Here is a 26,231-nt window from a genome sequence, read left to right on the forward strand (position 1 = left end):
GCCGTGAAAAGGTGGGGTTCATGAGCGATCCCACCACCGCGCTCGTCGAAGAGGCCACCCGGCGGTCGGGGCTGATCTGGCTGGCCCTGCCCGACCTTCCCCAGCCGCGCGCCGCCTGGCACCTCTGGCACGACGGGGCCGCTTACGTCGTGACCGGCGGCATCGAACAGCCGCTGCCGGGCCTGCCGGAGGCCGAGCGCGTCACCGTCACGGTCCGCAGCAAGGACAAGGGGGGCCGCATCGTCTCCTGGGTCGCCGCGGTGAGCGAGGCCAAGCCGCACTCGGAGGAGTGGGAGGCGGTGGTCCCGCTGCTGGCCAAGGAGCGCCTGAACGCCCCCGACGGCGAGGCGCAGACCGAACGCTGGGCGGACGAGGCGTACGTCATGCGGCTGACGCCGACCGGCGAGGTCGTCGAGGCGCCCGGGGAGATGCCCGCCGACTACGCCGCCGTACGCCCCGTGCCCAGCCCCGCGACCTCCGCCGGCCGGCCGCCGTTCATGGTCGGCGGCCGGCGCCGCCCCTCCGACCGCTGACGCCGTCCTCCGGGCGGGACGTCAGTGCCCGGAGCGGGCGATGAACGGCCGCATGGTCTGCTCGTCTCCGGTCGCGCCCACCGCCCACATCCCGCCGCCGGGAATAGGCGCCAGCGCCGCGATGGACGCCTGCCCCGGCGCGGGGAGCGGCGCGGGCGTCCAGCCGTCGCCGGTCCAGCGCCGCGCGTAGGCCTCGTACTCGACGTCCAGGGGCGACCAGGTGTCGCCGGCCGCCAGGACCGTACGACCGTCGGCCGCGACGTCGTGCAGGTCGCCGCGTTCCTCCGGCGCGTGGGTGTCGGCCCACGCGGTCCCGTCCCAGTGCAACAGCAGTGGACGGCGTATGTCGTTCCCGTCCGGAACGCGCCGGCCTATGACGGCGAGCCAGACGTCGTCACTCGCGACCGCCCGGACGCGGACGGCGTTCTTCCGCCACATGGTGTTCGCGGGCTCGGCGAACCGTTTCCAGCCGTGACCGTTCCAGTGCAGGAGCAGCAGCCGTTCGGCGTGGGTCTCGTAGCCGGTGTGGTCCGTGCCCGCGACCCAGACGTCCTGCGGTCCCCGCGCGTCGACGCCGCTGATGTCGAAATCGTCACCGAGCGCGGGAAGCGGGACGAGGCGCCACCGTGAGCCGTCCCAGTGCTGGACGAAGCCGTGATCCTTTCCTGTCGTGCCGTTCCACGCCGTTCCGGACAGCCAGACGTCGTCCGCGCCGACGGCCTTGATTCCGGTGAGGTCGGCGCCGTCCGTGCCGGGGATCGAGACGGGTGAGGTCCGTGCCCAGGTCCGGCCGTCCCAGTGCAGGACGCCGCAGTCCGCCGCCGCCCACACGTTCCCCGGCCCCGACGCGCTGACCGAGGTGAGGCGCCCCGAGTCGGGGATCGGCGCCTGACTCCATGACGCGCCGTCCCAGTGCAGGGCCAGCGACGGGAGACCGTGGTCATCGCATTGGTCGGCCTGGACGGCGGCCCGCATCCGGCCGGTGGCGGCGGACGACCCCTCCGCCGTGGCGGCGGCCGCCTTGCCGGTGACGGTGAAGCCCACGGCCCAGGCGTCGTCACGGGCCACCGCCGTGACCCCGACCAGGTTGGCCCGGCCCTGGACCGGTACGTCGTCGAGGCGCCATGGCGGCGAGGTCGCCGCCTCGGCCGCCGGGGACGCCGCCCCTGCCACGGTGGCATGCCGCAACGGGTCGCCCGACGCGACCGGTACGACCGCCGTCAGCGCGGCCGACATGATCGCCATGACGGCCACGGCGCTCCATCGAACGGACATGAGGGAATTCCTCTCTCGTAGGTGGTCCGTGTGCTCTTCCACGCCGCTACCGGCTCCCCGGCCGGTCGACGAGCTTCACGACGGGCCGGAGCCGTGAGCTCACGAGGGCCCCCGCCGGCGGGACACGGTAGTTCGCCGGGTCACCGGCCCACCGGTCCCAGGCCCTGCGCTTGGCCGGGGACAGGCCCGCCGGCGGCTGCGGGCGCTGCTTCTGGACGCCGTCGCTGACCAGCCGCCCGCCCAGGTACCGGTAGGTCCGCGGATCGAAGAGGATCTCCTCCGTGTGGGGAAGGGACAGGCCGACGGCGGGCTCCCCCACTGCGTCCGCGGCCCTGTCGGCGCGGACGCCGGGCAGTGTGGCCAGCGCCCGGTACAGAGCGGACTGCACCTTCGGTGGTGCTCCCAGCGGGGAGTTCCACAGCAGTTCGGCGGCGCCCGCGAACGCCCGCTCGTCGGCCGAGGCGGGGCCGCCCGGGGGAAGGCCCGGTGCGTCGCGGAGGGCGGCCAGCATCGCGCGTGGCTCGGTCGGCAGCCCGGCGAGCCGGCGCCACGCGCCCAGCGGCGTGGAGATCTCCGGCTCGGGGGTCGCGGGGCCGCCGACGACGATCCGCCCACCGACCCGGCTCGCGTCCTGCCGGCCGTCGAGCCGCTGCCAGCCCTCGCCGCGATAGACCGGCTCCTTCCTCTTGGGGTCGTAGCCGGCGAACCGGTAGTAGACCCACTGGCTCGGCCGGGGGGTCAGGGCCGGCTCTCGTTCCGCGCCGCTCGCGGCCTTGGAGAGGACCTCCTGCGCGGCGCTCAGGCGGATCGACGGCCGCGTCGCCGGGTCACCCGATCCGCCGCTCCCGACGGTCACCACGGCGACCGTGGCCGCCACCGCGCCCAGCGCGACGCCGGCGGCCCAGAACGGCGCGGCCCGCCGCGTACGGGGGCGTGTCCCGCGGGCGACGCGTTCGCGGCCGGCGGCGAGCACCGAGGGCGCGGGCCGGGGCTCGGTGAACATCCGTTTCACGAGTTCGAGCTCCTCCATCAGTTCTCCTTCGCGGGATTCACGTCACCGAGGGCCTTGCGCAGTTGACGCCTGGCCCGGTTGAGGCGGGAGCCGACGGTCCCGGTGGGGACGCCGAGGGCCTCGGCGACCTCCTGGTAGCCGAGACCGCCCAGCGCGGTCAGGAACAGCACGTCCCGGTCGGCCTGGGACAGTTCCCTGATGGCGTTCGCCAGCCGCGGTCCGGCCCGCTGGGCCGCCACCCGGGTTGTGACGCCGTCCTCGTCGCCGTCGGCCGCCCGCTCGGCACCGACCCGGGACATCGCCTTGAGCCGCCGGCCCTCACTGCGCCGGTGCCGGGACACGGTCTTGGTGGCGATCCCGAACAGCCAGGGCTTGACGGAACCGCGGTCGGGATCGAACGACGACCTCTTGCGGAACGCGACGAGGAACACGTCGGCGGTCAGGTCGTCGGCGTGCTCACGCCCCAGGCGCCCGGCGATGTACCGGTGGACGTCCTCGGCGTAGCGGTCGTAGAGGACGGTGAACCACTCGGGGTCGTCCCGCCCGAGGAGAACGGTCTGCTGTTTCAACAGGCATCGGCTTCCTTCGAAGGTTGCGGTCACCTGGTACTCGCCCGCAGCCGAGATTCTCTTCATCTCGCGCGCACGTCATCTCGCGCACACGTCGCGGCGGCTCGGAATCCTCGGCGCGGTCACCGGACGGACCGGCGCGTTCGCGTTCGCCGGCCGCTTGACCGGGTTCGCGGCCCGCCCCGGTGCCGCGTGCCCGTGGCCCGCCGGGGGCCGCTGCCTCCCCGACGGGTGCGCGCCATCTGCCGGCTCCCAGGGAATAGATCGGCCTTTACCTGGAGACAGGACGCGTATAGATAGCCTTCGACCTATGACCGGAACGCCGTCGCGCGTGTTCATCGCGCGCCTGGCGGGAATCGCGGTGTTCGACCCCGCCGGGGACCAGATCGGCCGGGCGCGGGACGTCGTCGTCGCGCTCCGCCCGCCGCCGCGGCCGCCGCGGGTGCTCGGCCTCGTGGTCGAGGTTCCGCCGCATCGTCTCGTCTTCCTGCCGATCACGCGGGTGACGAACATCGACGCCGGCGCGGTGATCTTCGATGGCCGGATCAACATGCGCCGGTTCGAGAAACGCGAGTCCGAGACCCTGGCGATCGGCGAGCTGCTCGACCGGACCGTCGAGCTGAAGGAGACCGGCGAGAAGGCGATCGTGCTCGACCTGGGCATGGAGCAGACCCGGACCCGCGACTGGCTGATCATGAAGGTGGCGGTGCGCCGCGTCGAGCATCCGAACGGCCGGGGCTCCCGGCTGGGCCTGCGGCGGCGGCGCGGTGAGACGTTCGTCACCGACTGGGACCAGGTCAGCGGCCTGACGATGGTCGAGGAGAAGCAGGGCGCCGCGAACCTCATCGCCGCGTTCGAGCAGATGCGCGCCCCCGACCTGGCGAACGTCGTGCACGAGCTGTCGGCGAAACGGCGCGCCGAGGTCGCCGCCGCGCTCGACGACCGGCGCCTCGCCGACGTCCTGGAGGAACTGCCGGAGGACGACCAGGTGGAGATCCTCGGTGAGCTGGGCGTCGACCGGGCCGCCGACGTGCTGGAGGAGATGGGCCCGGACGACGCGGCCGACCTGCTCGGCGAGCTGCCGGCGGAGCAGCGCGAGCAGTTGCTCGCGCTGATGCAGCCGGAGGAGGCCGCGCCGGTGCGCCGGCTGCTGACCTACGCCGACAACAGCGCGGGCGGCATGATGACCACCGATCCGGTGATCGTGTCGCCGGACGCGACCGTCGCGGAGGCCCTGGCACTGATCCGCAACGCCGACCTGAACCCCGCGCTGGCCGCGCAGGTGTACGTCTGCCGCCCGCCGACCGCCACGCCCACCGGCCGCTACCTCGGCACCGTGCACTTCCAGCGGCTGCTCCGCGAACCCCCGCCGACGCTGGTCAGCGCCATCTGCGACACCGAACTGGACCCGCTGCGGCCGTCGCGCTCGCTGGAGGCGGTCGCCAGCTATCTCGCGACGTACAACCTCGTGTCCGTTCCGATCGTCGACGAGGGCGGGCACCTGCTCGGCACCGTCACCGTCGACGACGTCCTCGATCACCTGCTGCCCGACGACTGGCGGGAGAGCGTCATGGACCCGCCGGTGGAGGAGGCCGACGAAGAGGAGGAGGCGCTGCGCCGCGCCGCCGAAGAGGACAGGGTGCCGCGCGGCGCGGCGGCATCGGGTGACGGGAGGCGGCCGTGAGCACCGCGCTCGGCCGGAACCGCGACGAGCAGCGGTTCGGGCGTCTCGACCAGCCGCGGGAGTACCGCCGTACGATCTCGCCGCGGCTGTACTACGACCCGGAGGCGTTCGGCCAGTTCTCCGAGCGGATCGCGCGGTTCCTCGGCACGGCGCGGTTCCTCGTCTACATGACGGCGTTCATCGTGCTCTGGCTCGGCTGGAACACCTTCGCCCCCGCGTTCCTGCGCTGGGATCCGTACCCGTTCATCTTCCTGACCCTGATGCTGTCACTGCAGGCGTCGTACGCCGCGCCGCTGATCCTGCTCGCGCAGAACCGGCAGGACGACCGCGACCGCGTGCAGTACGAGCAGGACCGCGCCCGCAACGAGCGGAGCGTCTCCGATACCGAGTACCTCACCCGGGAGATCGCGAGCCTGCGGATGGCGATGAACGAGGTCGCCACCCGCGACTGGATCCGCGACGAGCTGGCGCACCTGCTCAAAGAGCTCGACGGGCGCCGTCCCGGGCATGAGTGGCGCGACCACCGGTCGTCCGGTCCCGGCGAGCTGGGTTCGCCCGCCGACTGACCGGTAAATAACATGGGGGCATGGCCTCCCCCACGATCGAGCAGGTGACCGCGGCACTCGCGACGGTGAACGACCCGGAGATCCGCCGTCCGATCACCGAGCTCGACATGATCAAGGGCGTCGACGTGGCCGCCGACGGCTCCGTGACGGTCGGCGTGTACCTCACGGTCGCCGGCTGCCCGCTCCGCGACACGATCACGCGCGACGTCACCGCCGCCGTCTCCAAGATCCCCGGCGTCACCGGCGTACGCGTCGACCTGGACGTGATGAGCGAGGAGCAGCGTTCCGCCCTGCAGACGAAACTCCGCGGCGGGCAGGCTCCGAAGGAGATCCCCTTCGCCAAGCCGAACTCCCTGACCCGCGTGTACGCCGTGGCGAGCGGCAAGGGCGGCGTCGGAAAGTCCTCCGTGACGGTGAACCTCGCGGCCGCCATGGCCGCGCAGGGCCGCAAGGTGGGCGTCGTCGACGCCGACATCTACGGCCACTCCGTCCCCCGTATGCTCGGGGTGACCGGCCGGCCTACCCAGGTCGAGCAGATGATCATGCCGCCGAACTCCCACGGCGTGAAGGTCATCTCGATCGGCATGTTCACCGAGGGCAACGCGCCGGTCGTGTGGCGCGGCCCGATGCTGCACCGCGCGCTGCAGCAGTTCCTCGCCGACGTCTACTGGGGCGACCTGGACGTCCTGCTGATGGACCTGCCGCCCGGCACCGGCGACATCGCCATCTCGGTTGCCCAGCTGCTGCCCGCGGCGGAGATCCTCGTCGTGACCACGCCGCAGCAGGCCGCCGCCGAGGTCGCCGAGCGCGCGGGCGCGATCTCCGCGCAGACGCACCAGACCGTCGCCGGCGTGATCGAGAACATGTCCTACCTGCCCTGCCCGCACTGCGGCGAGCCGGTCGACGTGTTCGGCTCCGGCGGCGGGCAGACCGTCGCCGACGCGCTGACCCGGACGCTCGGCACGTCGGTGCCGCTGCTCGGCCAGGTCCCGATCGACGTGCGCCTGCGGGAGGGCGGCGACGCCGGCCTGCCGATCGTGCTCGACGACCCGGACGGCCCGGCGGCCAAGGAGCTGCGGGCCATCGCCGACCGGCTCTCGGGCCGGGCGAAGAGCCTGCGCGGCCGGCAGCTTGGGCTCAGCCCGAACCGCGCGTGACCGATTCTTAGTCCGCGTCTTCGCTTGACCGGCCGTGCGGGCGTGATTACGTGTGCCCATGGCACTTCGTTCCGCTCGTACGGCCGTCCTGGCCTTAGCGGTCGTGGCCGCCGGCTGCTCGACCGGCGGGCACGGGCGCGTCGCCGCGCCGCCTGCCGTGTCACCATCCGCTCCGGCGGCCGGCGGCGGCACGGTCTCCGCCACCCCGTCGCCCGGCTCGTCCGACGAGCTGCGGGTGATCCGGCCGCGCGGCACCCCGTCGCCCCGCCCGTACGGCCGGTGGGGCCGTCCCGTCCTGTACGACGACTTCGGCGGGGCCCGGCTGGACCCGCGTAAGTGGCAGGTCTACGACGCGCCGAACGCCCGCTCCCATCCGGGTTCGCCCGCCGGCGTGCACGTGGCGGACGGGCGCCTGCGGCTCGTCGGCGGGCTGTACGGCGGCCGGGACCAGTCCGCGGGCGTCGTCTCGCGCCTGGCCCAGACGTACGGCCGCTGGGAGGCGCGCATCCGGGCCGACCGCGGCAGCGGGTACTCCGCGACCGCCTTCCTGTGGCCGACGCGGCTCGGGTCACCGGAGTGGGCGGAGATCGACTTCGCCGAGATCATCGACGGCACCCGGCGTACGGGCGGGCTGTTCATCCACCACGGCGCGCAGGACCGGCAGCTGAGCAAGATCGCCCGCGTCGACTTCACCCGCTGGCACACGGTGGCCGTGGACTGGCTGCCGGCGAAGCTGAGGTTCTGGGTGGACGGCGAGGTCGTCTGGGACTACCAGGGGCCGTACGTCCCGAAGCAGGCGGACATGCACCTCAACCTGCGGAACGAGACGGCGGACGGGTTCCACCGGATGGCGAGCACGCCGCAGCGCGTCACCATGGAGGTCGACTGGGTGCGGGTGTTCCGCGCGCCCGCGGGCCGCCGCTGACGCCCCGGGAGCGTCCGCCCACCGCGGGTCACGGCCGTGGAGTGAGGTGGCCGCCGGGTCAGGTGGCCTCGGGGTCGTACGGCGGGCGCTCGCCGTACGGCAGGACCGAGTCGTCGCGCGCGGGCTCCCGCACGTCGAGGTCGTCGAGGTCGTCCAGCAGGTGCTTGGTCACGAACCGGCGCGGATTCAGGTCGGCGAGGTCGAAGTCCGCGAACTCCGGGCCCAGCCCCTCCTGCAGGTCCTGCTTGGCGCTGTTGGCCATCGTGCGCAGTTGCCGCAGGGCCCGCCCCGCCTGGGCCGCGACCCTGGGGAGCTGGTCCGGGCCGAAGATGATGATGGCCAGTACCACGAGGACCGCGCCCTCACCGAACCCTACGCCGAACACCAGTCCTCCATACGGTGGCCGCGGCTCGTCAGCGGAGCCGCGGATCCCAGCTTAACCGCGCCGGGATCCGCGGTCTCCACTAGTTCCCGGCCGCGAGGGTCAGCTGGACGGTCCTGCTCTGCCCGCCACGGGTGTAGACGACCGGCACCGTGTCGCCGGGCGACTTGCTGCGGATCGCGACGATCAGCTCGTCGGCACCGCCGATCGACTTGCCGGCGAAGGACGTGATGACGTCGCCCGCCTTCAGCCCGGCCTTCTCCGCCGGGCCGCCCGGCGTGATCGCGCCGCCCTTGCACTGCGTCGCCGAGTTGCTGGTCGCGATGCGCGCGCCGCTGCCCTGGTAGGACATGTCCATGCAGGCGCCGATGATCGGGTGGGTGACCTTGCCGCCCTTGATCAGCTGCTCGGCGACCCGCTTGACCTGGTTGCTCGGGATCGCGAAGCCCAGGCCGATGCTGCCGCTCTGCTGCTTCTCGCCGCCGAGGGACTGGCCGCCGAGCGTGGCGATCGCGGAGTTGACCCCGATCACGCGGCCCTGGGAGTCGACCAGCGGGCCGCCGGAGTTGCCGGGGTTGATGGCCGCGTCGGTCTGCACGGCGCTGATGTAGGCGGCCTCGCCGCCCTCACCGCTCGTGGTGACCGGACGGTTGAGCGCGCTGACGATGCCGGTGGTCACCGTGCCGGCCAGGCCGAGCGGCGAGCCGATCGCGATGACCGGGTCACCGACGGCGAGCCCCGCGGAGTCGCCGAGGAGGAGCGCCGGGCGGCCGTCGAGCGTGGTGGGCTTGATCACGGCGATGTCGGAGTTGGGGTCGCGGCCCACGATGCTCGCCGAGGTCGTCTTGCCGTCGTTGAACACCACCTGCATCGTGCCGCCCTGGGCGGCCGGCGCGACCACGTGGTTGTTGGTGACGATGTAGCCGCCGTTGACGATGAAGCCGGTGCCCGCGCCGCCCTCGGTGGCGTTCGCCACCTTGATCATTACGACGCTGGGCACGACGCGCCCGGCGATCCCGGCGACGGATCCCGGAGCGCGGTTCTTGGCCCCGGTGGACGACCCACCGCCCAGGTCGACGGCCTTGGGACCGTTGTCACGGGTGGCGACCACGCCGATGCCCGCGCCCAGGGCACCGGCGATCAGCGCGACCATCACCGCGACGGCCACGAAGACCCCCATGACCGGCCCGGAGCGTTCGCCCGGCCGGGCGGCGGGCACGGGCGCCCAGTTGGGGGCGGTCCCGCCGGGGCCACCCGGCGGCGTGCCCCAGGCGTAGGGGACGGGGGACGGCTGCGGCTGGTCGTGCGGCGTGAAGATCGGCCGGGGCGGCCCCTGCTCTCCCGGCCCGCCGGCGTACCCGGGACCCGCGGCGCCCTGACCGGTGTACGCCGGACGGCCTTCCCCGGCGTATCCCGGACCGCTCTGCTCGTAGCCCGCGGCACCGCCCTGGCCACCTTGTCCCTGAACGCCTTGTCCCTGAACGCCTTGTCCCGGACGGCCCTGGTCGAAGCCCGCCGAGCCTCCCGCGCCCCCGGAGCCCGCGAATCCGGAGCCCCCCTGGCCCGGGTATCCGGGGCCGCCCTGCTCATAACCCGGCCCGCCCTGCTCGTAGCCCGGACGGCCGTTCCGCTCGGGCGGCGTCACCGGCCCGCCCTGACCGGGGACCGCGGCCGAGCCGTACGACCGGCCCTCCTCGCCGTACGAGGACGCTCCCGGGTCCGGCGGCGCCATGCCCTCATAGCGTGGTGGACCGGACACCAGCAGCTGGTCGGTCAAGCTCAGGGTGCCGTCCTCGTCCCCGGCGTGCGGCCCGCGCACCCGGCCGTCGTCCGGCGCGGACCCCCCGGGCGCGCGGCTGTCATCCGTCATGAACAAGCTCCTTGCGTACCGCGCATGAACTTTGCTTCAGCGTTCCACACTGCCGGGCAGGGCATGTGGCGAGCATAAGCGACCCGGGCCACCGGACCATTCGGGTCATCGCGTTACCTCACCCGTGGCCACATCCACCTGAACGCCCTACAAAACGCGATCCTCACCGATCAGTCAAACGGGTTGGCCCACGATGTCAGCCGGTCCAGCCCCCGGCCGATGCGGCCCCAGAATCCCGTGTCGCCGTGCGGCAACGCGGCCACGGCCTGGTCGACGACGGGCGGCGGCGCGTCCGCGAGAAGCGTGTAGACGTAGCCGCGGCCGGCCCACACCGCCCGCTGCTGGACGGTGTCGCGGAGGTAGACCGTCCGGCCGCCGCGCGTGGTCTTGTGCCAGCTCCGCACGCTGCTCGGGTCGAGCACACCGCGCTGGACGAACACCGAGACGACCGAGAGCCCGTCGGAGTAGCTGAGGTGCACGACCGGACCGCCCGCGTCCTGCTGCCGCGCGTCGTACAGGCTCAGGTGCCCCGGCAGGGCGGACTGCACCGGCCAGCCGCGATAGCGCAGCGCGCCCAGGTCGGCGCCGGCCAGCCGATGCGTCCAGGGCGCCTCGACGGTCTGCGGCGCGGAGGCCGCCACGAACATCGTCTTCGGCGCCGACGGCCGCATCTCGGTGAAGAAGGTGAGGTTGACCGCGCGGCCCTGCTGGTCGAGGAGCTCACGGCGGAGCATGAGGCCGGTCGAGCGGTCGATGTGGAACCGGCCGGCGGCGGTCCCGTCGGCGCGGCGCGCCTCGATGATCGTGGTGGTCCGGCCGCAGACCTGGCCCTCGCCGGCCTGGACGACGGCGTAGTTGCGGGCGAGCAGGTCGAGCATCGTCGGGGTGTACCCCGTCAGGCCGCCCCGGGCCTGCTGCGAGTCGTCGGCCTCGAACATCTGGCCGCCCTGCTCCGCGGTGGTGCTCTGCACCCGCATCCGGGTGCCCTGCCCGGGCACGTGGGCGACGTTGACCAGCGATGTGGTCGACATGCCGCTGCGGCTCCAGGACGTGATGTACTGCACACCCTCGTACGCGGTGTCGCGCGCGGCCCCCTCCGCGCCCCGCAGCAGCCGCAGGGCCTCCGGGTCGGACCGCAGCCGCGCGCCGCTGGCGGTGTCGCCGGTGGTCACGAACCACAGCATCAGCAGCGCCGTGGCGAGGCCGCCCGCCAGCCACGACTGGTGCGAGGTCCGGCCGCTCACGGGTGATCGCCGGCCGTGACCTCGGGCCGCGGGTCGGTCAGCGGGACGTCCCCGGAGGTCAGGGCGTGCTCGACGGCGAACTGCTCGACGGACGGCGTGACGCGCGGCAGCGAGCCGGGGTCGGCTCCCGCGGCGAACGCCGCCGAGCCGACGCCCAGCACCGCCAGCGTGGCCGCGCCCGCGATGAGGTAGCGCCCGCGCGGCAGCCGGCGCCGGGCGGCGGCCGCGCGGCGGGGACGATTGTCGGACGGCCGGGTCCGGGCGGCGACGTCGCCGGGCCGCGCGACGGCCGGGGGGCGGGCCTGACCGGGCAGCCGGGGGACGGGTGGCGGAAGGGGGTCCCCCGGCTCGCCCATGGCCTCCAGACGGCGCAGGAGGCCCTCGGAGGGCATCGTGTCGTTCAGCGCCCGCAGGCGCTTCTTCAGGCAGCGCAGCGCCTCGGCCTCGGCGCGGCACTCCGCGCAGGCGGCGAGGTGACGGTGCGCCTTCTCGCGTTCGTGGTGCCCGAGCTCGCCGTCGACCAGCGCGGTGAGCCGCTCTCCCAGATGACCGCCGCTCATCCGGCCTCCCCGGTCGCCCGGGGCGCGGGGCCTCCGCTCCGCCCGCTCATGAGGCCTCCTCGGCCGGCGGCTCCAGGCCGGACGGCCCGGAGGAGGCGGCGGCGCGGCGCGGGCCGCGGTGCTCCAGCGCCGCGCGCAACTGGGCGCGGCCGCGGTGGATCCGGCTGCGGACGGTGCCGATCTTCACGCCGAGGGTCGCGGCGATCTCCTCGTACGACAGGCCCTCGATGTCGCACAGGACCACGGCGGCGCGGTAGTCGGGCGCGAGCGCGTCGAGGGCCGCCTGGACGTCGGCGTCGAGCTTCTTGTCGAAGTACGCCTGGGCGGGGCTGGGCTCCGGCCCGTGCAGGCGCTCGGCCGCGTCGTCGGCCAGCCCCTCGAACCGGATGCGCTGGCGCCGCCGCGCCTGGTCGAGGAAGAGGTTCGTGGTGATCCGGTGCAGCCAGCCCTCGAACGTGCCGGGCTGGTAGTTGGCCAGGGAACGGAAGACCCGGACGAAGACCTCCTGGGTGAGGTCCTCGGCGTCGTGGGGGTTGCCGGTGAGCCGGAAGGCCAGTCGGTAGACGCGCGCGGAGTGCTCCCGCACGATCTCGTCCCACGTCGGAGGAGTCCAGGCGATGCCGGGGTCGTGCACCGACACTCCCCTTTCACGTACGAGTTCTGCCACCGACATACTGCCCCGTTTCTTCCTTCCCGCCTAGCGGTAGCCACGCCCTCTGAAGAACGTGACGGTACGCGGCGGAGTTCCCCCTCCGTACTAGTGTTTGCCGTGCAGGCTCATGCGTCCCAAGGAGGAAGTCATCGACGCGGTGAAGGCCACCCTGGCCTACGTGGAGCAATACCTCCCGGAGGACGAGCCGCTGCGCGAGGCCCGGCAGCGCGGCATCGACGTCGGGGCCACCCCGATCGGCGCGGCGGGCGGCGCGGCCCTGCGGTTCCTCGCCGCCGCGATCAGCGCGCGCACGGTCGTGGAGATCGGCTCCGGCTGTGGCGTGTCCGGCATCTGGCTGCTGCGCGGGATGCGTTCCGACGGCGTGCTCACGAGTGTGGACGTCGAGCCGGAGAACCAGCGGCTGGCCCGCGAGGCGTACGCCGCCGCCGGGTTCCCGACCTCACGGGCCCGTATGATCGCGGGCCGCGCCCTGGACGTGCTGCCGCGTCTCACGGACGGCGCGTACGACATGGTGTTCTGCGACGCGGTCAAGCAGGAGTACCCCGACTATCTCGGCGAGGCGGTGCGGCTGCTGCGGCCCGGCGGCGTCGTCGCGTTCGACAACGCGCTGTGGCACGACCGGGTCGCCGACCCGGCGAACCGGGATTCCGACACGGTGGCGATCCGCAACCTCGGCCGCATGGTCCGCGACGACGACCGTCTCGTCCCGCTGCTCCTGCCGATCGGAGACGGTCTCCTCGTCGCCGTCAAGAGCCGGTGAGCTCCTCCCTCCTGTGATCGCGGTACGGGCGCGGGTCTCGGGGCAGGGGGTGGTCTCGGCCTGCGGGACGCTGGTGCTCCTCCTGGTGGCCGTGGCGTTCGCCGTCAGTGGCGCGCTGGACCTGCCCGCCGTGGGCGGTGTCGTGGCCCTGCTCGTCGGCGTGGCGGGGATCGCGCTGTTCGGCGCCCGTCTCATGGCGATCGCCGGGCGGACGGTCAGCGGGCGGCCGGTGCTGGAGGTGGACGAGCGCGGGGTGTGCCTGCCGGCGGCCTGGCCGTGGTCGCGTGGCCGGGACCGCCGGCTCTCCTGGCCGGAGGTGGCCTCGGTGGTGGTCTGGAACGAGACGCTTCCGCGCGGGCGGACGCGCTCGTTGCCGCGTGTCGCCTTCCTTCCCGTCGCGGCGCGGGCGGCGGAGTCGGGGGCCGAGCCGGGCGTGGAGTTGCTGGCGCTGCGCCTGGAGGACGTGCCCGGAACCGCGACGCTGCACTGGTCGGCGGCGTTGCCGCCGCGCGCGACGGTTCCGCTGGAGGCGGTCCTGGATGAGGTCCGCCGGCTCGGCGGCGTCCCCGTCGTGGACGCCAGGTCGTCCTGAGAATTCCGGCACTGTTTTTCCTGTTTTGCCATTAATTAAGCTGCTTTAGCTAACAAGCGGCGACATACCACCCCCGCGCGCGACGTAGGCAGCTCACCCCTTTGCAGGGTTCCTGCGAGGAAAGACCACGACAACATGCTTTCTGCTGCCCTTTCGGCAATCCCCCCGACAGTAAGGCCGAAGATGGACACCAGAAGAACGTTGCATTTTGCGGCTTTTCTCCCGCAAGCGCGGGAGGTCTCATGACCGAGCGGAGCGAGGGCATCAGTAAGCACCGCACCCTGGTCATGAGGCCGACGAAGGAGGTCTCATGACCGCCACCGCGCCCGGCCTCGACGCCCCCGCTCCGGCGTCCGGCGCGTACGACGTCGCCATCGTCGGGCTCGGCTACGTCGGACTGCCGACCGCCCTGGCCTTCCACGCCGCCGGCGCCCGGGTGCTGGGCATCGACGCGAGCCCCGAACGCCTCGCCAGGATCCGGGAGCGCCGCGTCGACCTGCTGGCTTCCGACCACGCCCGTCTGGCGACGGCGCTGGACGACAACGCCTTCTCCCTCGTCACCGACCCCTCGTACGCCTCCTGGGCCCGCGCCGTGGTGATCTGCGTGCCGACGCCGGTCACCGCCCACCTGACCCCGGACCTGTCCGCGCTGGACCGGGCCTGCGCGTCCGCGGTCCTGCACGCGGTGCCCGGGCAGGTCGTCATCCTCACCTCCACCAGCTACGTCGGCTGCACGGACGACCTGCTCGCCGGGCCGCTGCGGCGGCGCGGGCTCCAGGTGGGCCGGGACGTCTTCGTCGCCTTCAGCCCGGAGCGGATCGACCCCGGCAACGACCGGTACGCCCACGAGGTCGTCCCCCGGGTCGTCGGCGGGGCCACCCCGCAGTGCACGGCCGAGGCGGTCAAGGTCCTCGCCCACTGCACCGGCAACCTGCACGAGGTGTCCTCCGCGGGCGCCGCCGAGATGACCAAACTGTTCGAGAACACGTTCCGGGCCGTCAACATCGCCCTGGCCAACGAGGTCGCGGAGATCAGCCGGACCCTCGGCCTGGACGTCATGGAGGTCATCACCGCGGCGGCGACCAAGCCGTACGGCTTCATGCCGTTCTTCCCGGGGCCGGGGGCCGGCGGGCACTGCATCCCCTGCGACCCCCACTACCTGCTCTGGCAGCTGCGCAAGACGCGGCTCCCGACCCCCGTCGTCAGCCAGGCCATGTCCGCGATCGCCGAGCGTCCCCGGCGGGTCGTCGACCGCGTCCGCGAGGTCCTGTCCGAGGCCGGGCTGGGCCTGGCCGGCGCGCGGATCCTCCTGCTCGGCGTGAGCTACAAGCCGGACGTCGAGGACGTCCGCGAGTCCCCCGCCCTGGAGATCATCGAGGGCCTGCTGGCCGCCGGTGCCCAGGTCGCCTACCACGACCCCCTCGTACCGGAGATCCGGCTGCCGGAGGGGCGCGTCCTCGGCAGCGTGGACCCGCCCGGCGGCGAGGCCGACCTCGTCATCGCGCACACCACGCACCGGGCCCTGGACCTGTCCTGGCTACCCGAGGACCAGCTCGTCCTGGACGCGACGTACCGCCTCACCGGCGCCGGCCACCGCGTCCCCCTCTGACACCCGCCCCCCGCCGCGTCGAAGGGCGGCGGCGGCGCCGAGCCCGAGCACGGCGCCGTCCCGCCCCGTCATGCCCATCGAGCACGAGGAGACTCTTCGTGAGCACGCCACCCCTTCCGGGGGACCGAGCCCGGCCCGGGCGGCTCGCGTCCTTCGGGGCGTTCGCCGGCGTCACGGTCATCTGCCTGGTCATCGCCTGGCACGTCGGGATCAAGGTCGCGTTCCTGCGCGGTGACCCGTTCACCCCGACGTACACGATCGCGGTCAGCGGCTACGTGCTGAGCCGGTTCCTGCTGGCGGCGTTCTACCGGCCGCCGCGCGACGCGGGGATCACGCCCACGGTCGCGATCATCGTTCCCGCCTTCAACGAGGGCGAGGCGGTGGTCCGCACGATCGACTCCTGCATGGCGCTGGACTACCCGCGCGACCGGCTGGAACTGGTCGTCGTCAACGACGGGTCCAGCGACGACACGTGGGAGCACATGGTGCGCGCGGCCGCCGCCCATCCCCCGGGATCGGTGCGGTGCGTCGACCTCGGGAGCAACCAGGGCAAGCGCGCGGCCATGGCCGCCGGGATCCGCGCGACGTCGGCGGAGATCCTCGTCTTCGTCGACTCGGACTCCATGCCGGCGCCGAACGCCGTCCGCAGGCTCGTCCAGGGCTTCGCCGACCCGAAGGTCGGCGCGATCTCCGGCCTCACCTACGCGCGCAACGCCGACGCGAACACGCTCACGCGCATGCAGGCCGCGCGGTACTACGTCTCGTTCCAGCTCCTCAAGAGCGCCGAGTCCGTCCTGGGCGCGGTGACCTGCTGCTCCGGCTGCTTCGCCGCCTACCGCCGCGCGGCCGTCGAACCGCTGCTCGACGCCTGGGAGCACCAGCGGTTCCTCGGCGTGGAGTGCACGTACGGCGACGACCGGGCGCTGACCAACCGGATCATCAAGTCCGGCTGGATCACGCGGTACGACGCGCGCGCCGAGGCGTGGACCGACGTCCCGGACGCCTACCGGAAGTTCTTCCGGCAGCAGCTGCGCTGGAAGAAGTCCTGGAGCCGGGAGGGGCCGCTCCTGCTGTCGCACGTCTGGCGGAGCCGTACCCGCGCGCTGCCGTCGGTCGCCGTGCAGACGTGCGCCGGGCTGCTCAGCCCCATCGTCATCTTCCTCACGGTCATCCGGGCCGTCGTGGAGGGGCACTCGCCGCTGATCTATTTCCTCGGCCTGTATCTCGTCTCGATGGCGTACGCGTTCGTCTACCGGCTGTTGCGCAATGACGGCCTGTGGCTCTACGCCTTCATCGGAACGTTCTTCTACATCACCTTCTCCCCACAGTTGTTGTGGGCGATCGCCCGCATTCGCGACGGGAAATGGGGCACCCGTTCCGTCGACCGGCGGCGGCCCCCGGCGTACCGGATCACCCCGTCCCCGCGGACGGTGCAGGATGGCTGAGCCGACCCGGCTCGGACGAGTGGGCGCCGTCGTCAACGGCACGCTGTTCGTCGGCGCCCTCGCCCTCGTGCTCGTCGTGTGGGTCGCGATGAGCCGGCCGTTCGACCCGCCGCGGCAGGCCCCGCCGCCGGTCCACCTCGACGCGGTGACCGCGCGGACCGCCGCCGGCCTGCCCGGCTACCCCGGCTCGGTGGTCGTGCTGACGTACCACGCGGTGTCCGACGCCGACCACGCCGGCAGCACGCTGACCCGGCGGCTGTTCGGCGAGCACCTGGCCGCGCTGGCCGCCGCGGGCTACCGCACGGTCCGGCTCGCCGACGTCGAACGGCTCATCGCGCACCAGCCCGTACGGCTGCCGCCGAAGGCGCTGCTGCTGACGTTCGACGACGGGACGCTGAGCGACTGGACGACGGTCGACCCGGTGCTGGAGCGCTACCACTTCACCGCGGCCGCCTTCCTCACGACCTCGAAGATGGTGGCCGCCGGAACACCGTCGTACTACCTGTCGACCCGGCAACTGCGGGCGCTGCGCGCGACCGGCCGCTGGGAGTTCGGCTCGCACACGCACGCGCTGCACGAGCAGGTGCCGGTGCCGGGCGACCTGGCCCCGGCGCTCGTCAACCGGATCCTCGTCCACGGGAGGCAGGAGTCGCCGGAGGCGTGGCGGTCCCGGGTGCGCGCCGACCTGGCCAGGAGCCAGAAGTTCTTCCGGCGCGCCTTCGGACGGCCCGCGAGCGCGTTCTCGTACCCCTTCGGCGACACCGGCGGCATGGGCGACGCCCCCGCGCTGGCGCGGGAACTGCCCGGCCTGCTGCGCGACGCCGGGTTCGGCGTCGCCTTCGTCGGCGAGAACGTCCCGACGGAGCACGTCAACGCGGTCAGCGCACAGTCGCCCCGCTGGACGCTGGACCGCATCGGCGTCCGTGCGACGACGTCGGTCTCGGACCTGCTGGAGATGGTTCGCGGGGCGGTACCGGTCGCGCCGCCGCACGACCTGGCCGCCCTGTCCTGGATCGGCGACCTGGCCGACTGCGCCCACCGGCCCGGCGTCCTCTCCGTGCGCAGCGACGGCTACGGCACCTGCCTGCTCGGCGAGGTCAACACCAGCCAGTGGGTGGACTACACGGTGCGCACCCGCATCACCGGCGTGAACCGCCACGCCGCCGCCGTGATCGCCGTACGGGACGGCGCGGGCGCGGGCCACCGCGGCCGGCTCGAGGTCGTCGTCGGTGAGGGCTCGATCGTCGTCCGCGAGCAGGTCGGCGACGCGGCACGGGTCGTGCTCGCCAGAGCCGTCCTCCCGGCGAGCCGCGCCGGGAGGACCGTGCTCATCCGGGTGCACCGCGACACCGCGGACGTCTCCGTCGACGGGCGCCGGCTGCGGGCGGCCTTCGACCGGCGCCTCCACGAAGGCGGGACCAAGTTCGGCATCGCCGCCGAAGGCGGCCGCCGGACCGTCGTCTACTCCCGTCCGACCCTGACCCCGGACACCCGGCGCAAGAGATGAGAGAAGGACCGATGCACCACACCCCTCCCCCGGCGGCGGCGCGCCTCGCGGCGCTGTTCGCCCTGCTGTGCGCGGCGCTCGCCGTGCCCGGCGTGAGCGGCGGCACCGCCCACGCCGCGATCGGCACCGTCGTCACCCTCGGCTTCGACGACGGCGTCAAGGACCAGTTCACCAACGCCCGCCCGCTCCTGCAGGCCCACCACATGCACGGGACCTTCTACATCAACAGCGGGCAGACGAACCTCACGAACTACATGACGCAGGCCGACATCGCGGCCCTCGCCTCCGACGGCGACGAGATCGGCGGCCACACCGTCGACCACGCCGACCTGACCACCCTGTCCTCCGACGACGCCGAGCGCGAGGTCTGCAACGACCGGGTGACCCTGCTCGGCTGGGGGTTCGCGGTCAAGAACTTCGCCTACCCGTACGGCTCGGAGAACGACGCCGCCGAGCAGATCGCCCGCGACTGCGGCTACAACAGCGCCCGCTCCGTCGGCGGCGTCGTGTCGCCCGGCTCCTGCGACGGCTGCGGCTACGCCGAGACCATCCCGCCGGCCGACAAGTACAACATGCAGACACCCGACTCGATCAAGGCCGACACGAGCCTGTCCGCGCTGAAGAGCCTGGTCACGAACGCCGAACGGCACGGCGGCGGCTGGGTGCAGCTCGTCTTCCACCACGTCTGCGACGCCTGCACGGACACCTACTCGGTCAGCCCCAGCACGCTCTCGGACTTCCTCGACTGGCTCGCCCCCCGTTCGCTGATCGGCACGACGGTCAAGACGGTCGACCAGGTGATCGGCGGCGCGCAGCAGCCGCCCGTCAACGGCCCGCCGCTGAACCCGCCGACCCACGGCAACCTCGTGCAGAACCCCTCGCTGGAGTCGGCCTCGAACGGGCTGCCGGCCTGCTTCCAGTACGGCGGGTACGGCACGAACACCTACACCTGGACCCGGTCCACCGACGCGCACACCGGCTCGTACTCCCAGCAGCTCGACGTCACGGCGCTGTCCAGCGGGGACCGCAAGCTCGTCACCAAACAGGACGCGAACACCTGCGCCCCCGTCGCGACGCCGGGCCACGTCTACAACGCCTCCGCCTGGTACAAGGGCAGCTGGGCACCGGACGTGCAGGTCAAGCTGACGCTGTACTACCGGACGAGCGCGGGCACCTGGGCGTACTGGACGAGCGGCCCGGCCCTGCCCGCGACGGGCACCTGGACGAAGACCCCCGCCTTCACGACCCCGGCCGTCCCCGCCGGCGCGACCGGCCTGTCCGTCGGCGTCTCCCTCGCGGGCGTCGGCACCATCTACACCGACGACTACGACATCACCGACCCGGCGAACCCATGACCACGAACAGAAGAGTGCTCGCGGAGCTGAGCCTGGGATTCGGGCTGCTGGCGCTCGTGGCCGGCCTCGCGGTCGACGTGCTGTCCCCGCCGGGCAAGGCCGACACCGAGAAGGCCCGCACCGTCGTCACCAACGCGATGCTGCAGGCCGCGCGGACCGACAACCACTGCACGCGCGGCCGGGTCGCGCTGACCTTCGACGACGGCCCGGACATCTACACGCCGCAGATCCTGAAGGTCCTGCGCGCGTACGGAGTACGGGCGACCTTCTTCGTCATGGGCCAGAAGGCGGCCGCCCGGCCGGAACAGATCAGGGCGGAGGTGGCGGACGGTCACCTGGTGGAGAACCACAGCTGGAACCACCCGCACATGGCCGACCTCGACCAGGCGCAGATCGACTGGCAGCTGACCGCGACGCAGCGGGCGGTCACGGCGGCGGGCGCGCCGGCTCCGACACTGTTCCGCCCGCCGTTCGGCAACACGAACACCACGGTCGACGGGGAGGCGAAGCTCATCGGGCTGCGGGTGATCCGCTGGTCGATCGACACCGACGACTGGCGGGGCCGCGAGCCGGGTGACATCGCCGCGTCCGTCCTCGACCAGGTGGTGCCGGGTTCCGTCGTGCTCATGCACGACGGCGTCCGCCAGTCCGCCGCCACCGTCCAGGCGCTGCCCACGGTGATCCGCGGGCTGCGGGCCCGCGGGTTCTGCACCGCCCTCGCCACCGACTGACCGGGAAGGACGCGTCGATGCATCGGCAGAACGGGCGGAGCCGGACCGGGGTCCGGACCGCGCTGGTCCTCGCCGTGGTCGCGGTGCTCGCCGCGGGCGGCTGGGCGGTACGGGCCCGGCCGCGCCCGGCGATGTTCGCGCCGCGGCTGTCCGGCCCGGACCGGCTCGTCACGAACGAGTTCGCGCACTGGAACCCGCAGACGCCCGGCACCCGCCTCTCCCGGGACTGGGACGTCAGCAGCGGCTCGCTGTTCGTCCACCGGGGCGTCGCCTGGTCGGGGGTTCCGGACGCCTCCGCCCCGGACGCGGGCTCGACCCGGGGCACGGGATCGAGCGTGTTCCGGATGACCACGCGCCGCCGGGACTTCGAGAACGTGGCGGTGTCCCTGCGGCTGCGGAACCTGGGCCTGACCACCGCCGGGCGGGCGGCCGCGTCGGAGATCGACGGCGTGCACGTCTTCCTGCGCTGGCAGAGCCCGGAGAAGCTGTACGTGGTCTCGCTGAACCGCCGGGACGGCCTCATGGTGGTCAAGAAGAAGCTGCCCGGCGGCAACGCCAACGGCGGCACGTACTACACGCTGGGTCAGGCCCGCTACGCCGTGCCGTACGGCCGCTGGCAGGTGTTCCGCGTCCGGATCGGGACGTCCGGCGGCGGACTGGTGACGATCACGGTCACGCGGGACGGCCGCGAGGTGCTGTCGGCGACCGACGACGGCACCGAGGGAGCCGCGATCCTGAACCCCGGCGCGGTCGGCCTGCGCGGGGACAACTGCGACTTCGAGTTCACCGGCTTCCGCGTCACCCGGACCTGACCCGTCTCAGGGGCGCAGCCAGCGCAGCAAGAGGCGGACGCCGTAGCCGGTCCCGCCGCGGGTGACCTCGGCGTCATCGGAGCCGGCGCGGGCCGGCCCGGCGATGTCGAGGTGCGCCCACGCACGCCGGCCGGTGAACTCCCGCAGGAACAGCGCCGCGACGATCGAGCCCGCGCGGAAGCCGCCGCGCCCGGCGTTCGCGAGGTCCGCGACGTCGGAGTCGAGGGCCTGGCGGTAGTCGTCGGTGAGCGGCATGCGCCACAGCGGCTCCCCGGCTCCGGCTCCGGCGCCGAGCAGCGCGGCGGCGAGGGCGTCCTCGGTCGCGTACAGCGCGGCGTACCGCTGGCCGAGCGCGACCTTGGCCGCTCCGGTGAGCGTGGCGACGTCCACCAGGACGTCCGGGTCGAGTTCGGCGTCGGCGTAGGCGAGGGCGTCGGCCAGGACGAGGCGCCCCTCCGCGTCGGTGTTGAGGACCTCCGAGGTGATGCCGCCGTAGTGCCGGATGACGTCCCCGGGGCGCATCGCGGATCCGGACGGGAGGTTCTCGGCCGCCGCGATCAGCCCGGTGACCCGGACCGGCACGCGCAGCGCCCGCAGCGCGGTCATCACGCCGATGACGGCCGCGCCGCCCGCCATGTCGGTCTTCATGGCCTGCATGCTCGCGTTCGGCTTCAGCGACAGGCCGCCGGAGTCGAACGTGATGCCCTTGCCGACGAGCACGACGTGCCGGTCGGCCGGGCCCGTCTCCGGTTCGTACGCCAGCTCGATCAGGCGCGGCGGGCGCGCCGACCCGGAGCCGACGGCCACGATTCCGCCGAAGCCCCCGGCGCGCAGTTCCTCCTCGTCGCGGACGCGGACGGTCAGCCCAGAGTCGGCGGCGAGCCGCCCGGCCTGCTCGGCCAGCCATCGCGGGGTCTTCTCCAGCGACGGCGTGTTGACCAGGTCGCGGGCGGCCGCCACGGCGCGGGCGACGACGGCGCCGTGTTCGACGGCGGCACCGGCCGCGCGCTCGACCTCGATGAGCAGGGTGATGGTCTCCGCGGCCGGCCTCTTCGGCGGGCCGCCGACGCGGAAGTCGTAGGAGGCCAGCAGCAGGCCCTCCGCGAACGCCGCGAGCCCCTCGTCGCCGGCGCCGGACGGCACGGCGACGGCGACGTTCGCGTGGCCCCGCCCGCGTCTCGCGACGGCCGCGCCCGCCCGGCGCAGTGCCGACGGGGAGCCGTCCCCGACGCCGTACAGCAGCAGGTCGGTGAGGCCGTCACCCAGCCGGCACGGAGCGCCGACGAGCTCTCCCGGACCGCCCTTCGCCTCCTCGTGGGCGAGCAGGTCGGCCGCGCCCAGCGGGAACACACCGGCCACCTCGTCGGCGTAGAACGGGTCGATCTCGGGACCGGACCGGACCGGCACCGCGATGACCTCGGCGGTCGTGGCGATGTCCCGGATCGTGCCGTGGACGGTGCGAAGCTGGGTGGGAACCGGCAAGGGCCTCTCCTTCGGGAACAGCCCCGTACGAGGCGCGGGGGACGGTCCCGTACGGACAGCGAGGCCCCGGCGGACGAACGCCGGGGCCCTCGCGGAATCTCAATGATCGGGGTGACGTCGGGTCAGCCCACGACGCCCTTCAGCGCGTCCCCGAGCTCGCCTGCCTCATCCGCCGACAGTTCGACAACGAGCCGCCCGCCGCCTTCCAGCGGGACACGCATGACGATTCCGCGCCCCTCCTTGGTAACTTCGAGCGGACCATCGCCTGTCCGCGGCTTCATCGCCGCCATGCGTGCATCCCCTTCCTGCCTAGGGCCGCGTGGGGCCGCCGGGCTTCTTTGGCCGCTGACCCGTCTGCCGCATCAAGTCAACTGGTGGTGGTCCATTATCCCGTTTTCCGGGCGCTAAGTGGTAACGATCAGCTTCGAGATCATGCTGAGACCTGGCAACGGGCCGTCCCGGTGGTGTCCGGCGCTCCCGGTTCCCGGGCCGGTCGTCCCCCCCCTCCACCGTCCATTTTCTCTCTCGTGCGGCGGCGCGGCTCTTGCCCCCGGCCTCCGGGTTCGCCGAAGGTTGCCCTGGAGGATCGGACGGACCGAACCAGGGCAAAGGAGCCTGAACGTGTCGGAGAGCGTGCTGTACGACCTCGCGGACGGGGTCGCGACCATCGGCCTGAACCGCCCGGACGCGATGAACTCGCTGACCACGGAGACCAAGGAGGCGTTGCGCGCGGCGGTGGAACGGGCCCGCGACGACTCCGCCGTACGCGCGGTGATCCTGACCGGTAGCGGCCGTGCCTTCAGCGCCGGGCAGGACCTGCGGGAGCACGCCGCCAACCTGGAGGCGGGCCGCGGCCTGGCCGGCGCGATCGCCGGCCACTACAACCCGATCGTCCTGGCCCTCGCCGCCATGCCCAAGCCGGTGATCGCCGCGATCAACGGCGTCGCGGCGGGCGCGGGCCTCTCCTTCGCCCTGGCCTGCGACCTCCGCATCGCGTCGGAGAAGGCGTCGTTCGCGACGGCGTTCACCCGGATCGGGCTGGCCCCCGACAGCGGCCTGTCGTGGACGCTGCAGCGCCTCGTCGGCCGGGCCAAGGCCACGGAGCTGCTGCTGCTCGCCGAGCCGCTCCGCGCGCCCGAGGCCCTGGAACTCGGCCTCGTCAACCGCGTCGTGCCCGCCGACCGGCTCGACGCGGAGGCGCGCGAACTCGCCCGGCGGCTCGCCGCCGGGCCCACGGTCGCGTACGGCGCGGTGAAGGCCGCCCTGGACCACGCGGCCACCTCCGACCTGGCCGGGGCGCTCGCCAAGGAGGCGGAGCTGCAGGACGCCTGCGCCGCGACCGCCGACCACGCGGCCGCCACCAAGGCCTTCCTGAAGAAGGAGGAACCCGTCTTCGAAGGCCGCTGAGCCGCCTCGGCGCACCGGCCGCTGAGGCGCCTCGCCGTACAGGTCGCTCAGGCGCCTCGCCGTACAGGTCGCTCAGGCGCCTCGCCGTACAGGTCGCTGAGGCGCCTCGCCGTACGGGTCGCTGAGGCGCCTCCGCGGCTCCGGCGGGTGCGGACCCGCCCCGGGATGATCAGCGCGAACGCCGGAGTGCCGGTCGCCCGGCGAGCCGAACGCCCCTTAGCCTCGGCACGTGACCGAACGCGAATGGCTGTCCACCGAGGACTGGTACGCCTCCCTGCCCAGCGTCTACCTCGCGGCGGGCGGGCTGATCACCGACAGCTCCGGACGGGTCCTGCTCGTCAAGCCGAGCTACCGCCCCTACTGGCTCTTCCCCGGCGGCGTGGTCGAGACCAACGAGGCCCCGCACCTCGGCTGCGAACGCGAGGTCTCGGAGGAGGTCGGGCTGCGCGTGAGCGCGGGACGCCTGCTCGTCTCCGACTGGGTGCCGGCCGACGACGAGCGCCCGCGCGCGAACGTGTACTTCCTGTTCGACTGCGGCACGTACGACGCGGACGTGCCGATCCGGCTGCAGGAGGAAGAGCTCGTGGACTACGCGTTCGTGACGCCCGACGAGGGCGTGGGCATGCTCTCCTCGGCCTCCGCCGCCCGCCTCCCCGCGGCCCTGCAGGCCCGCGCGGCCGGCACGACGCGGTACCTCGCCGGATCCAGGCCCCTTGACGCGGACGTCGCGCGATGACGGCCCGCGAGAACGAGGTGTGGACCTGACAGTGTCCCTTACATACCCTTGACCGGCACGCCTGTCGATCAAGGGAGTGTCCATTGGCAACGCCGTCAGCGGTACCCGACATCCTGTCGCCCGAATTCGCCGCGGACCCGTACCCGTACTACCGGACGATGCTCGAAGAATTTCCGCTGATGAGGCAGGAGTCGAGCGGCGGCTACGTCATCTCGCGCCACGAGGACGTCCAGCGCGCCTTCCGGGACCCCGTCTTCACCACCGACAACTACGCGTGGCAACTCGAGCCCGTGCACGGGCGGACCATTCTGCAGATGAGCGGCCGGGAGCACGCCGTGCACCGCGCGCTGGTGGCACCGGCGTTCCGCGGAAATGAACTCCAGGAGAGATTCCTGCCGGTCATCGAGCGCAACTCCCGCGAACTCATCGAGCAATTCGCCACCCGGGGAACCGTCGACCTGGTGGCGGACTTCTCGACGCGTTTCCCCATCAACGTCATCGCCGACATGCTCGGCCTCGACAAGGCGGACCACGACCGGTTCCACCGGTGGTACACCTCGATCATCGCCGTCTTCGGGAACCTGGCCGGCGACCCGGAGGTCGCGGCGGACGGCGAGCGGACCCGCCGCGAACTCGGCGAGTACCTCATCCCGATCATCCAGGAGCGCCGGGCGAACCCGGGGGACGACCTGCTGTCGACGCTCTGCGCCGCCGAGATCGACAGCACCAGGATGACCGACGACGACATCCGGGCCTTCTGCAGCCTGCTGCTCGCCGCGGGCGGCGAGACCACCGACCGGGCCGTCTCCGCGCTGTTCCGCAACCTCCTCGACCACCCCGACCAGCTCGCCGCCGTACGCCGCGACCGCACGCTCATCCCGAAGGCGTTCGCCGAGACGCTCCGCTACACCCCGCCGGTCCACATGGTGATCCGCCAGGTGGCCGAGGACGTCACCCTCAGCGGCGGTACCGTGCCCGCCGGCGGCACCGTCGTCTGCGCGGTCGGCGCCGCGAACCGCGACCCGCGGCGTTTCTCGCGTCCGGACGAGTTCGACGTCTTCCGCGACGACCTGACGGCGTCGACCGCGTTCTCCGCGGCGGCCGACCACCTGGCCTTCGCGCTCGGGCGTCACTTCTGCGTGGGCGCCCTGCTGGCCAAGACGGAGGTCGAGGTGGCGGCGAACCAGTTGCTCGACGCCATGGACGACATCGCGTTCCGGGACGGCGCGGCGCCACCCGAGCAGGGGGTGTTCACCCGAGGCCTCGTGACGCTGCCCCTGACATTCCGGCCGGCGGCCGCCGGCGCCTCCCCCGCGGTGGGGGTCCCGGCCGTTCCCGCCTGATC

26 protein-coding genes are annotated in these 26,231 nt (G+C 73.1%); 16 read left to right on the forward strand and 10 right to left on the reverse strand.

Annotated features, from left to right (window positions below):
- The first annotated feature begins 20 nt into the window (after positions 1 to 20).
- Positions 21 to 533, forward strand: coding sequence for a hypothetical protein (locus tag NE235_RS22905; RefSeq protein WP_252806287.1), 513 nt, complete (start codon positions 21 to 23; stop codon positions 531 to 533).
- A gap of 21 nt (positions 534 to 554) precedes the next feature.
- Here NE235_RS22905 and NE235_RS22910 read toward each other — a convergent pair whose 3' ends face one another.
- The 3 genes from NE235_RS22910 to NE235_RS22920 are packed head-to-tail and all read right to left on the reverse strand — an operon-like array spanning position 555 to position 3,389.
- Entirely contained in the window at positions 555 to 1,808 is a 1,254-nt protein-coding gene (locus NE235_RS22910) for a beta propeller repeat protein (RefSeq protein WP_252806289.1), read from the reverse strand.
- A gap of 46 nt (positions 1,809 to 1,854) precedes the next feature.
- On the reverse strand, positions 1,855 to 2,838 hold the full coding sequence (locus NE235_RS22915) for a CU044_5270 family protein (RefSeq protein WP_252806291.1): 984 nt from the start codon (positions 2,836 to 2,838) through the stop codon (positions 1,855 to 1,857).
- Positions 2,838 to 3,389 carry an RNA polymerase sigma factor gene (locus NE235_RS22920; protein ID WP_252806293.1) on the reverse strand — a complete coding sequence of 184 codons (552 nt, stop codon included), beginning with the start codon at positions 3,387 to 3,389 and terminating at the stop codon, positions 2,838 to 2,840. The genes NE235_RS22915 and NE235_RS22920 overlap by 1 nt, the downstream gene beginning before the upstream one ends.
- 310 nt (positions 3,390 to 3,699) lie before the next feature.
- Between NE235_RS22920 and NE235_RS22925 the strand changes: the two genes are divergently transcribed.
- From NE235_RS22925 to NE235_RS22940, 4 genes are read left to right on the forward strand one after another with little or no spacing between them, the layout of a single operon-like run.
- Positions 3,700 to 5,073: a magnesium transporter MgtE N-terminal domain-containing protein gene (locus NE235_RS22925; protein ID WP_252806295.1), complete on the forward strand. Its 1,374-nt coding sequence runs from the start codon at positions 3,700 to 3,702 to the stop codon at positions 5,071 to 5,073.
- Positions 5,070 to 5,639 carry a DUF1003 domain-containing protein gene (locus tag NE235_RS22930; protein ID WP_252806297.1) on the forward strand — a complete coding sequence of 190 codons (570 nt, stop codon included), beginning with the start codon at positions 5,070 to 5,072 and terminating at the stop codon, positions 5,637 to 5,639. Before NE235_RS22925 ends, NE235_RS22930 begins: the two co-directional genes overlap by 4 nt.
- 20 nt (positions 5,640 to 5,659) lie before the next feature.
- On the forward strand, positions 5,660 to 6,796 hold the full coding sequence (locus NE235_RS22935; protein WP_252806299.1) for an Mrp/NBP35 family ATP-binding protein: 1,137 nt from the start codon (positions 5,660 to 5,662) through the stop codon (positions 6,794 to 6,796).
- Positions 6,797 to 6,854: 58 nt separating this feature from the next.
- Positions 6,855 to 7,721, forward strand: coding sequence for a glycoside hydrolase family 16 protein (locus tag NE235_RS22940; RefSeq protein ID WP_252806302.1), 867 nt, complete (start codon positions 6,855 to 6,857; stop codon positions 7,719 to 7,721).
- A 58-nt stretch (positions 7,722 to 7,779) separates the two neighbouring features.
- Here NE235_RS22940 and NE235_RS22945 read toward each other — a convergent pair whose 3' ends face one another.
- The 5 genes from NE235_RS22945 to sigE all read right to left on the reverse strand — a co-directional run bounded on the left by NE235_RS22945 (position 7,780) and on the right by sigE (position 12,450).
- Positions 7,780 to 8,106 (reverse strand): sec-independent translocase, encoded by a 327-nt coding sequence (locus NE235_RS22945; RefSeq protein WP_252806304.1) that lies wholly within the window; start codon positions 8,104 to 8,106, stop codon positions 7,780 to 7,782.
- Positions 8,107 to 8,185: 79 nt separating this feature from the next.
- Positions 8,186 to 9,973 carry a S1C family serine protease gene (locus NE235_RS22950; RefSeq protein ID WP_252806305.1) on the reverse strand — a complete coding sequence of 596 codons (1,788 nt, stop codon included), beginning with the start codon at positions 9,971 to 9,973 and terminating at the stop codon, positions 8,186 to 8,188.
- A gap of 170 nt (positions 9,974 to 10,143) precedes the next feature.
- Entirely contained in the window at positions 10,144 to 11,217 is a 1,074-nt protein-coding gene (locus tag NE235_RS22955; protein WP_252806307.1) for a sigma-E factor regulatory protein RseB domain-containing protein, read from the reverse strand.
- Positions 11,214 to 11,777, reverse strand: a complete 564-nt coding sequence (locus NE235_RS22960; RefSeq protein ID WP_252806309.1) for a zf-HC2 domain-containing protein — start codon at positions 11,775 to 11,777, stop codon at positions 11,214 to 11,216. Before NE235_RS22960 ends, NE235_RS22955 begins: the two co-directional genes overlap by 4 nt.
- Positions 11,778 to 11,823: 46 nt before the next feature.
- Positions 11,824 to 12,450, reverse strand: coding sequence for an RNA polymerase sigma factor SigE (gene sigE, locus NE235_RS22965; RefSeq protein WP_252806311.1), 627 nt, complete (start codon positions 12,448 to 12,450; stop codon positions 11,824 to 11,826).
- 106 nt (positions 12,451 to 12,556) lie between these two features.
- Here sigE and NE235_RS22970 point away from each other — a divergent pair, with 106 nt between their 5' ends.
- The 8 genes from NE235_RS22970 to NE235_RS23005 all read left to right on the forward strand — a co-directional run bounded on the left by NE235_RS22970 (position 12,557) and on the right by NE235_RS23005 (position 21,261).
- A complete protein-coding gene (locus NE235_RS22970; RefSeq protein ID WP_252806313.1) occupies positions 12,557 to 13,210 on the forward strand; it encodes an O-methyltransferase in 654 nt (217 codons plus the stop codon).
- Between the two features lie 13 nt (positions 13,211 to 13,223).
- Positions 13,224 to 13,802, forward strand: a complete 579-nt coding sequence (locus NE235_RS22975; protein WP_252806315.1) for a hypothetical protein — start codon at positions 13,224 to 13,226, stop codon at positions 13,800 to 13,802.
- Positions 13,803 to 14,112: 310 nt separating this feature from the next.
- Entirely contained in the window at positions 14,113 to 15,411 is a 1,299-nt protein-coding gene (locus NE235_RS22980) for a nucleotide sugar dehydrogenase (RefSeq protein ID WP_252806317.1), read from the forward strand.
- A 98-nt stretch (positions 15,412 to 15,509) separates the two neighbouring features.
- Complete coding sequence (locus tag NE235_RS22985; protein WP_252806319.1) at positions 15,510 to 16,856, forward strand: glycosyltransferase; 1,347 nt, start codon at positions 15,510 to 15,512, stop codon at positions 16,854 to 16,856.
- Positions 16,849 to 18,363, forward strand: a complete 1,515-nt coding sequence (locus NE235_RS22990) for a polysaccharide deacetylase family protein (protein WP_252806321.1) — start codon at positions 16,849 to 16,851, stop codon at positions 18,361 to 18,363. The genes NE235_RS22985 and NE235_RS22990 overlap by 8 nt, the downstream gene beginning before the upstream one ends.
- A gap of 11 nt (positions 18,364 to 18,374) precedes the next feature.
- Complete coding sequence (locus tag NE235_RS22995; RefSeq protein WP_252806324.1) at positions 18,375 to 19,718, forward strand: polysaccharide deacetylase family protein; 1,344 nt, start codon at positions 18,375 to 18,377, stop codon at positions 19,716 to 19,718.
- Complete coding sequence (locus tag NE235_RS23000; protein WP_252806325.1) at positions 19,715 to 20,449, forward strand: polysaccharide deacetylase family protein; 735 nt, start codon at positions 19,715 to 19,717, stop codon at positions 20,447 to 20,449. Before NE235_RS22995 ends, NE235_RS23000 begins: the two co-directional genes overlap by 4 nt.
- 17 nt (positions 20,450 to 20,466) lie before the next feature.
- Positions 20,467 to 21,261, forward strand: coding sequence for a hypothetical protein (locus NE235_RS23005; RefSeq protein WP_252806327.1), 795 nt, complete (start codon positions 20,467 to 20,469; stop codon positions 21,259 to 21,261).
- A gap of 6 nt (positions 21,262 to 21,267) precedes the next feature.
- Here NE235_RS23005 and NE235_RS23010 read toward each other — a convergent pair whose 3' ends face one another.
- Both NE235_RS23010 and NE235_RS23015 read right to left on the reverse strand, forming a co-directional pair.
- Entirely contained in the window at positions 21,268 to 22,743 is a 1,476-nt protein-coding gene (locus NE235_RS23010) for a leucyl aminopeptidase (RefSeq protein WP_252806329.1), read from the reverse strand.
- 122 nt (positions 22,744 to 22,865) lie between these two features.
- Complete coding sequence (locus NE235_RS23015) at positions 22,866 to 23,033, reverse strand: DUF3117 domain-containing protein (protein ID WP_141954058.1); 168 nt, start codon at positions 23,031 to 23,033, stop codon at positions 22,866 to 22,868.
- Between the two features lie 331 nt (positions 23,034 to 23,364).
- On the opposite strand from NE235_RS23015, the gene NE235_RS23020 reads away from it, so the two are divergent.
- The 3 genes from NE235_RS23020 (at position 23,365) to NE235_RS23030 (ending at position 26,229) form a co-directional block, all read left to right on the forward strand.
- Positions 23,365 to 24,150: an enoyl-CoA hydratase-related protein gene (locus tag NE235_RS23020; RefSeq protein ID WP_252806331.1), complete on the forward strand. Its 786-nt coding sequence runs from the start codon at positions 23,365 to 23,367 to the stop codon at positions 24,148 to 24,150.
- Positions 24,151 to 24,379: 229 nt separating this feature from the next.
- A complete protein-coding gene (locus NE235_RS23025) occupies positions 24,380 to 24,886 on the forward strand; it encodes an NUDIX domain-containing protein (RefSeq protein ID WP_252806333.1) in 507 nt (168 codons plus the stop codon).
- An 83-nt stretch (positions 24,887 to 24,969) separates the two neighbouring features.
- The gene (locus NE235_RS23030; RefSeq protein ID WP_252806335.1) at positions 24,970 to 26,229 is read left to right on the forward strand and encodes a cytochrome P450; all 1,260 of its coding nucleotides are present in this window, start codon (positions 24,970 to 24,972) and stop codon (positions 26,227 to 26,229) included.
- The last annotated feature ends 2 nt before the right edge of the window (positions 26,230 to 26,231 follow it).

Origin of the sequence: Actinoallomurus spadix, from assembly GCF_024055725.1 — a bacterium.
Classification (GTDB): Bacteria; Actinomycetota; Actinomycetes; order Streptosporangiales; family Streptosporangiaceae; genus Actinoallomurus; species Actinoallomurus spadix.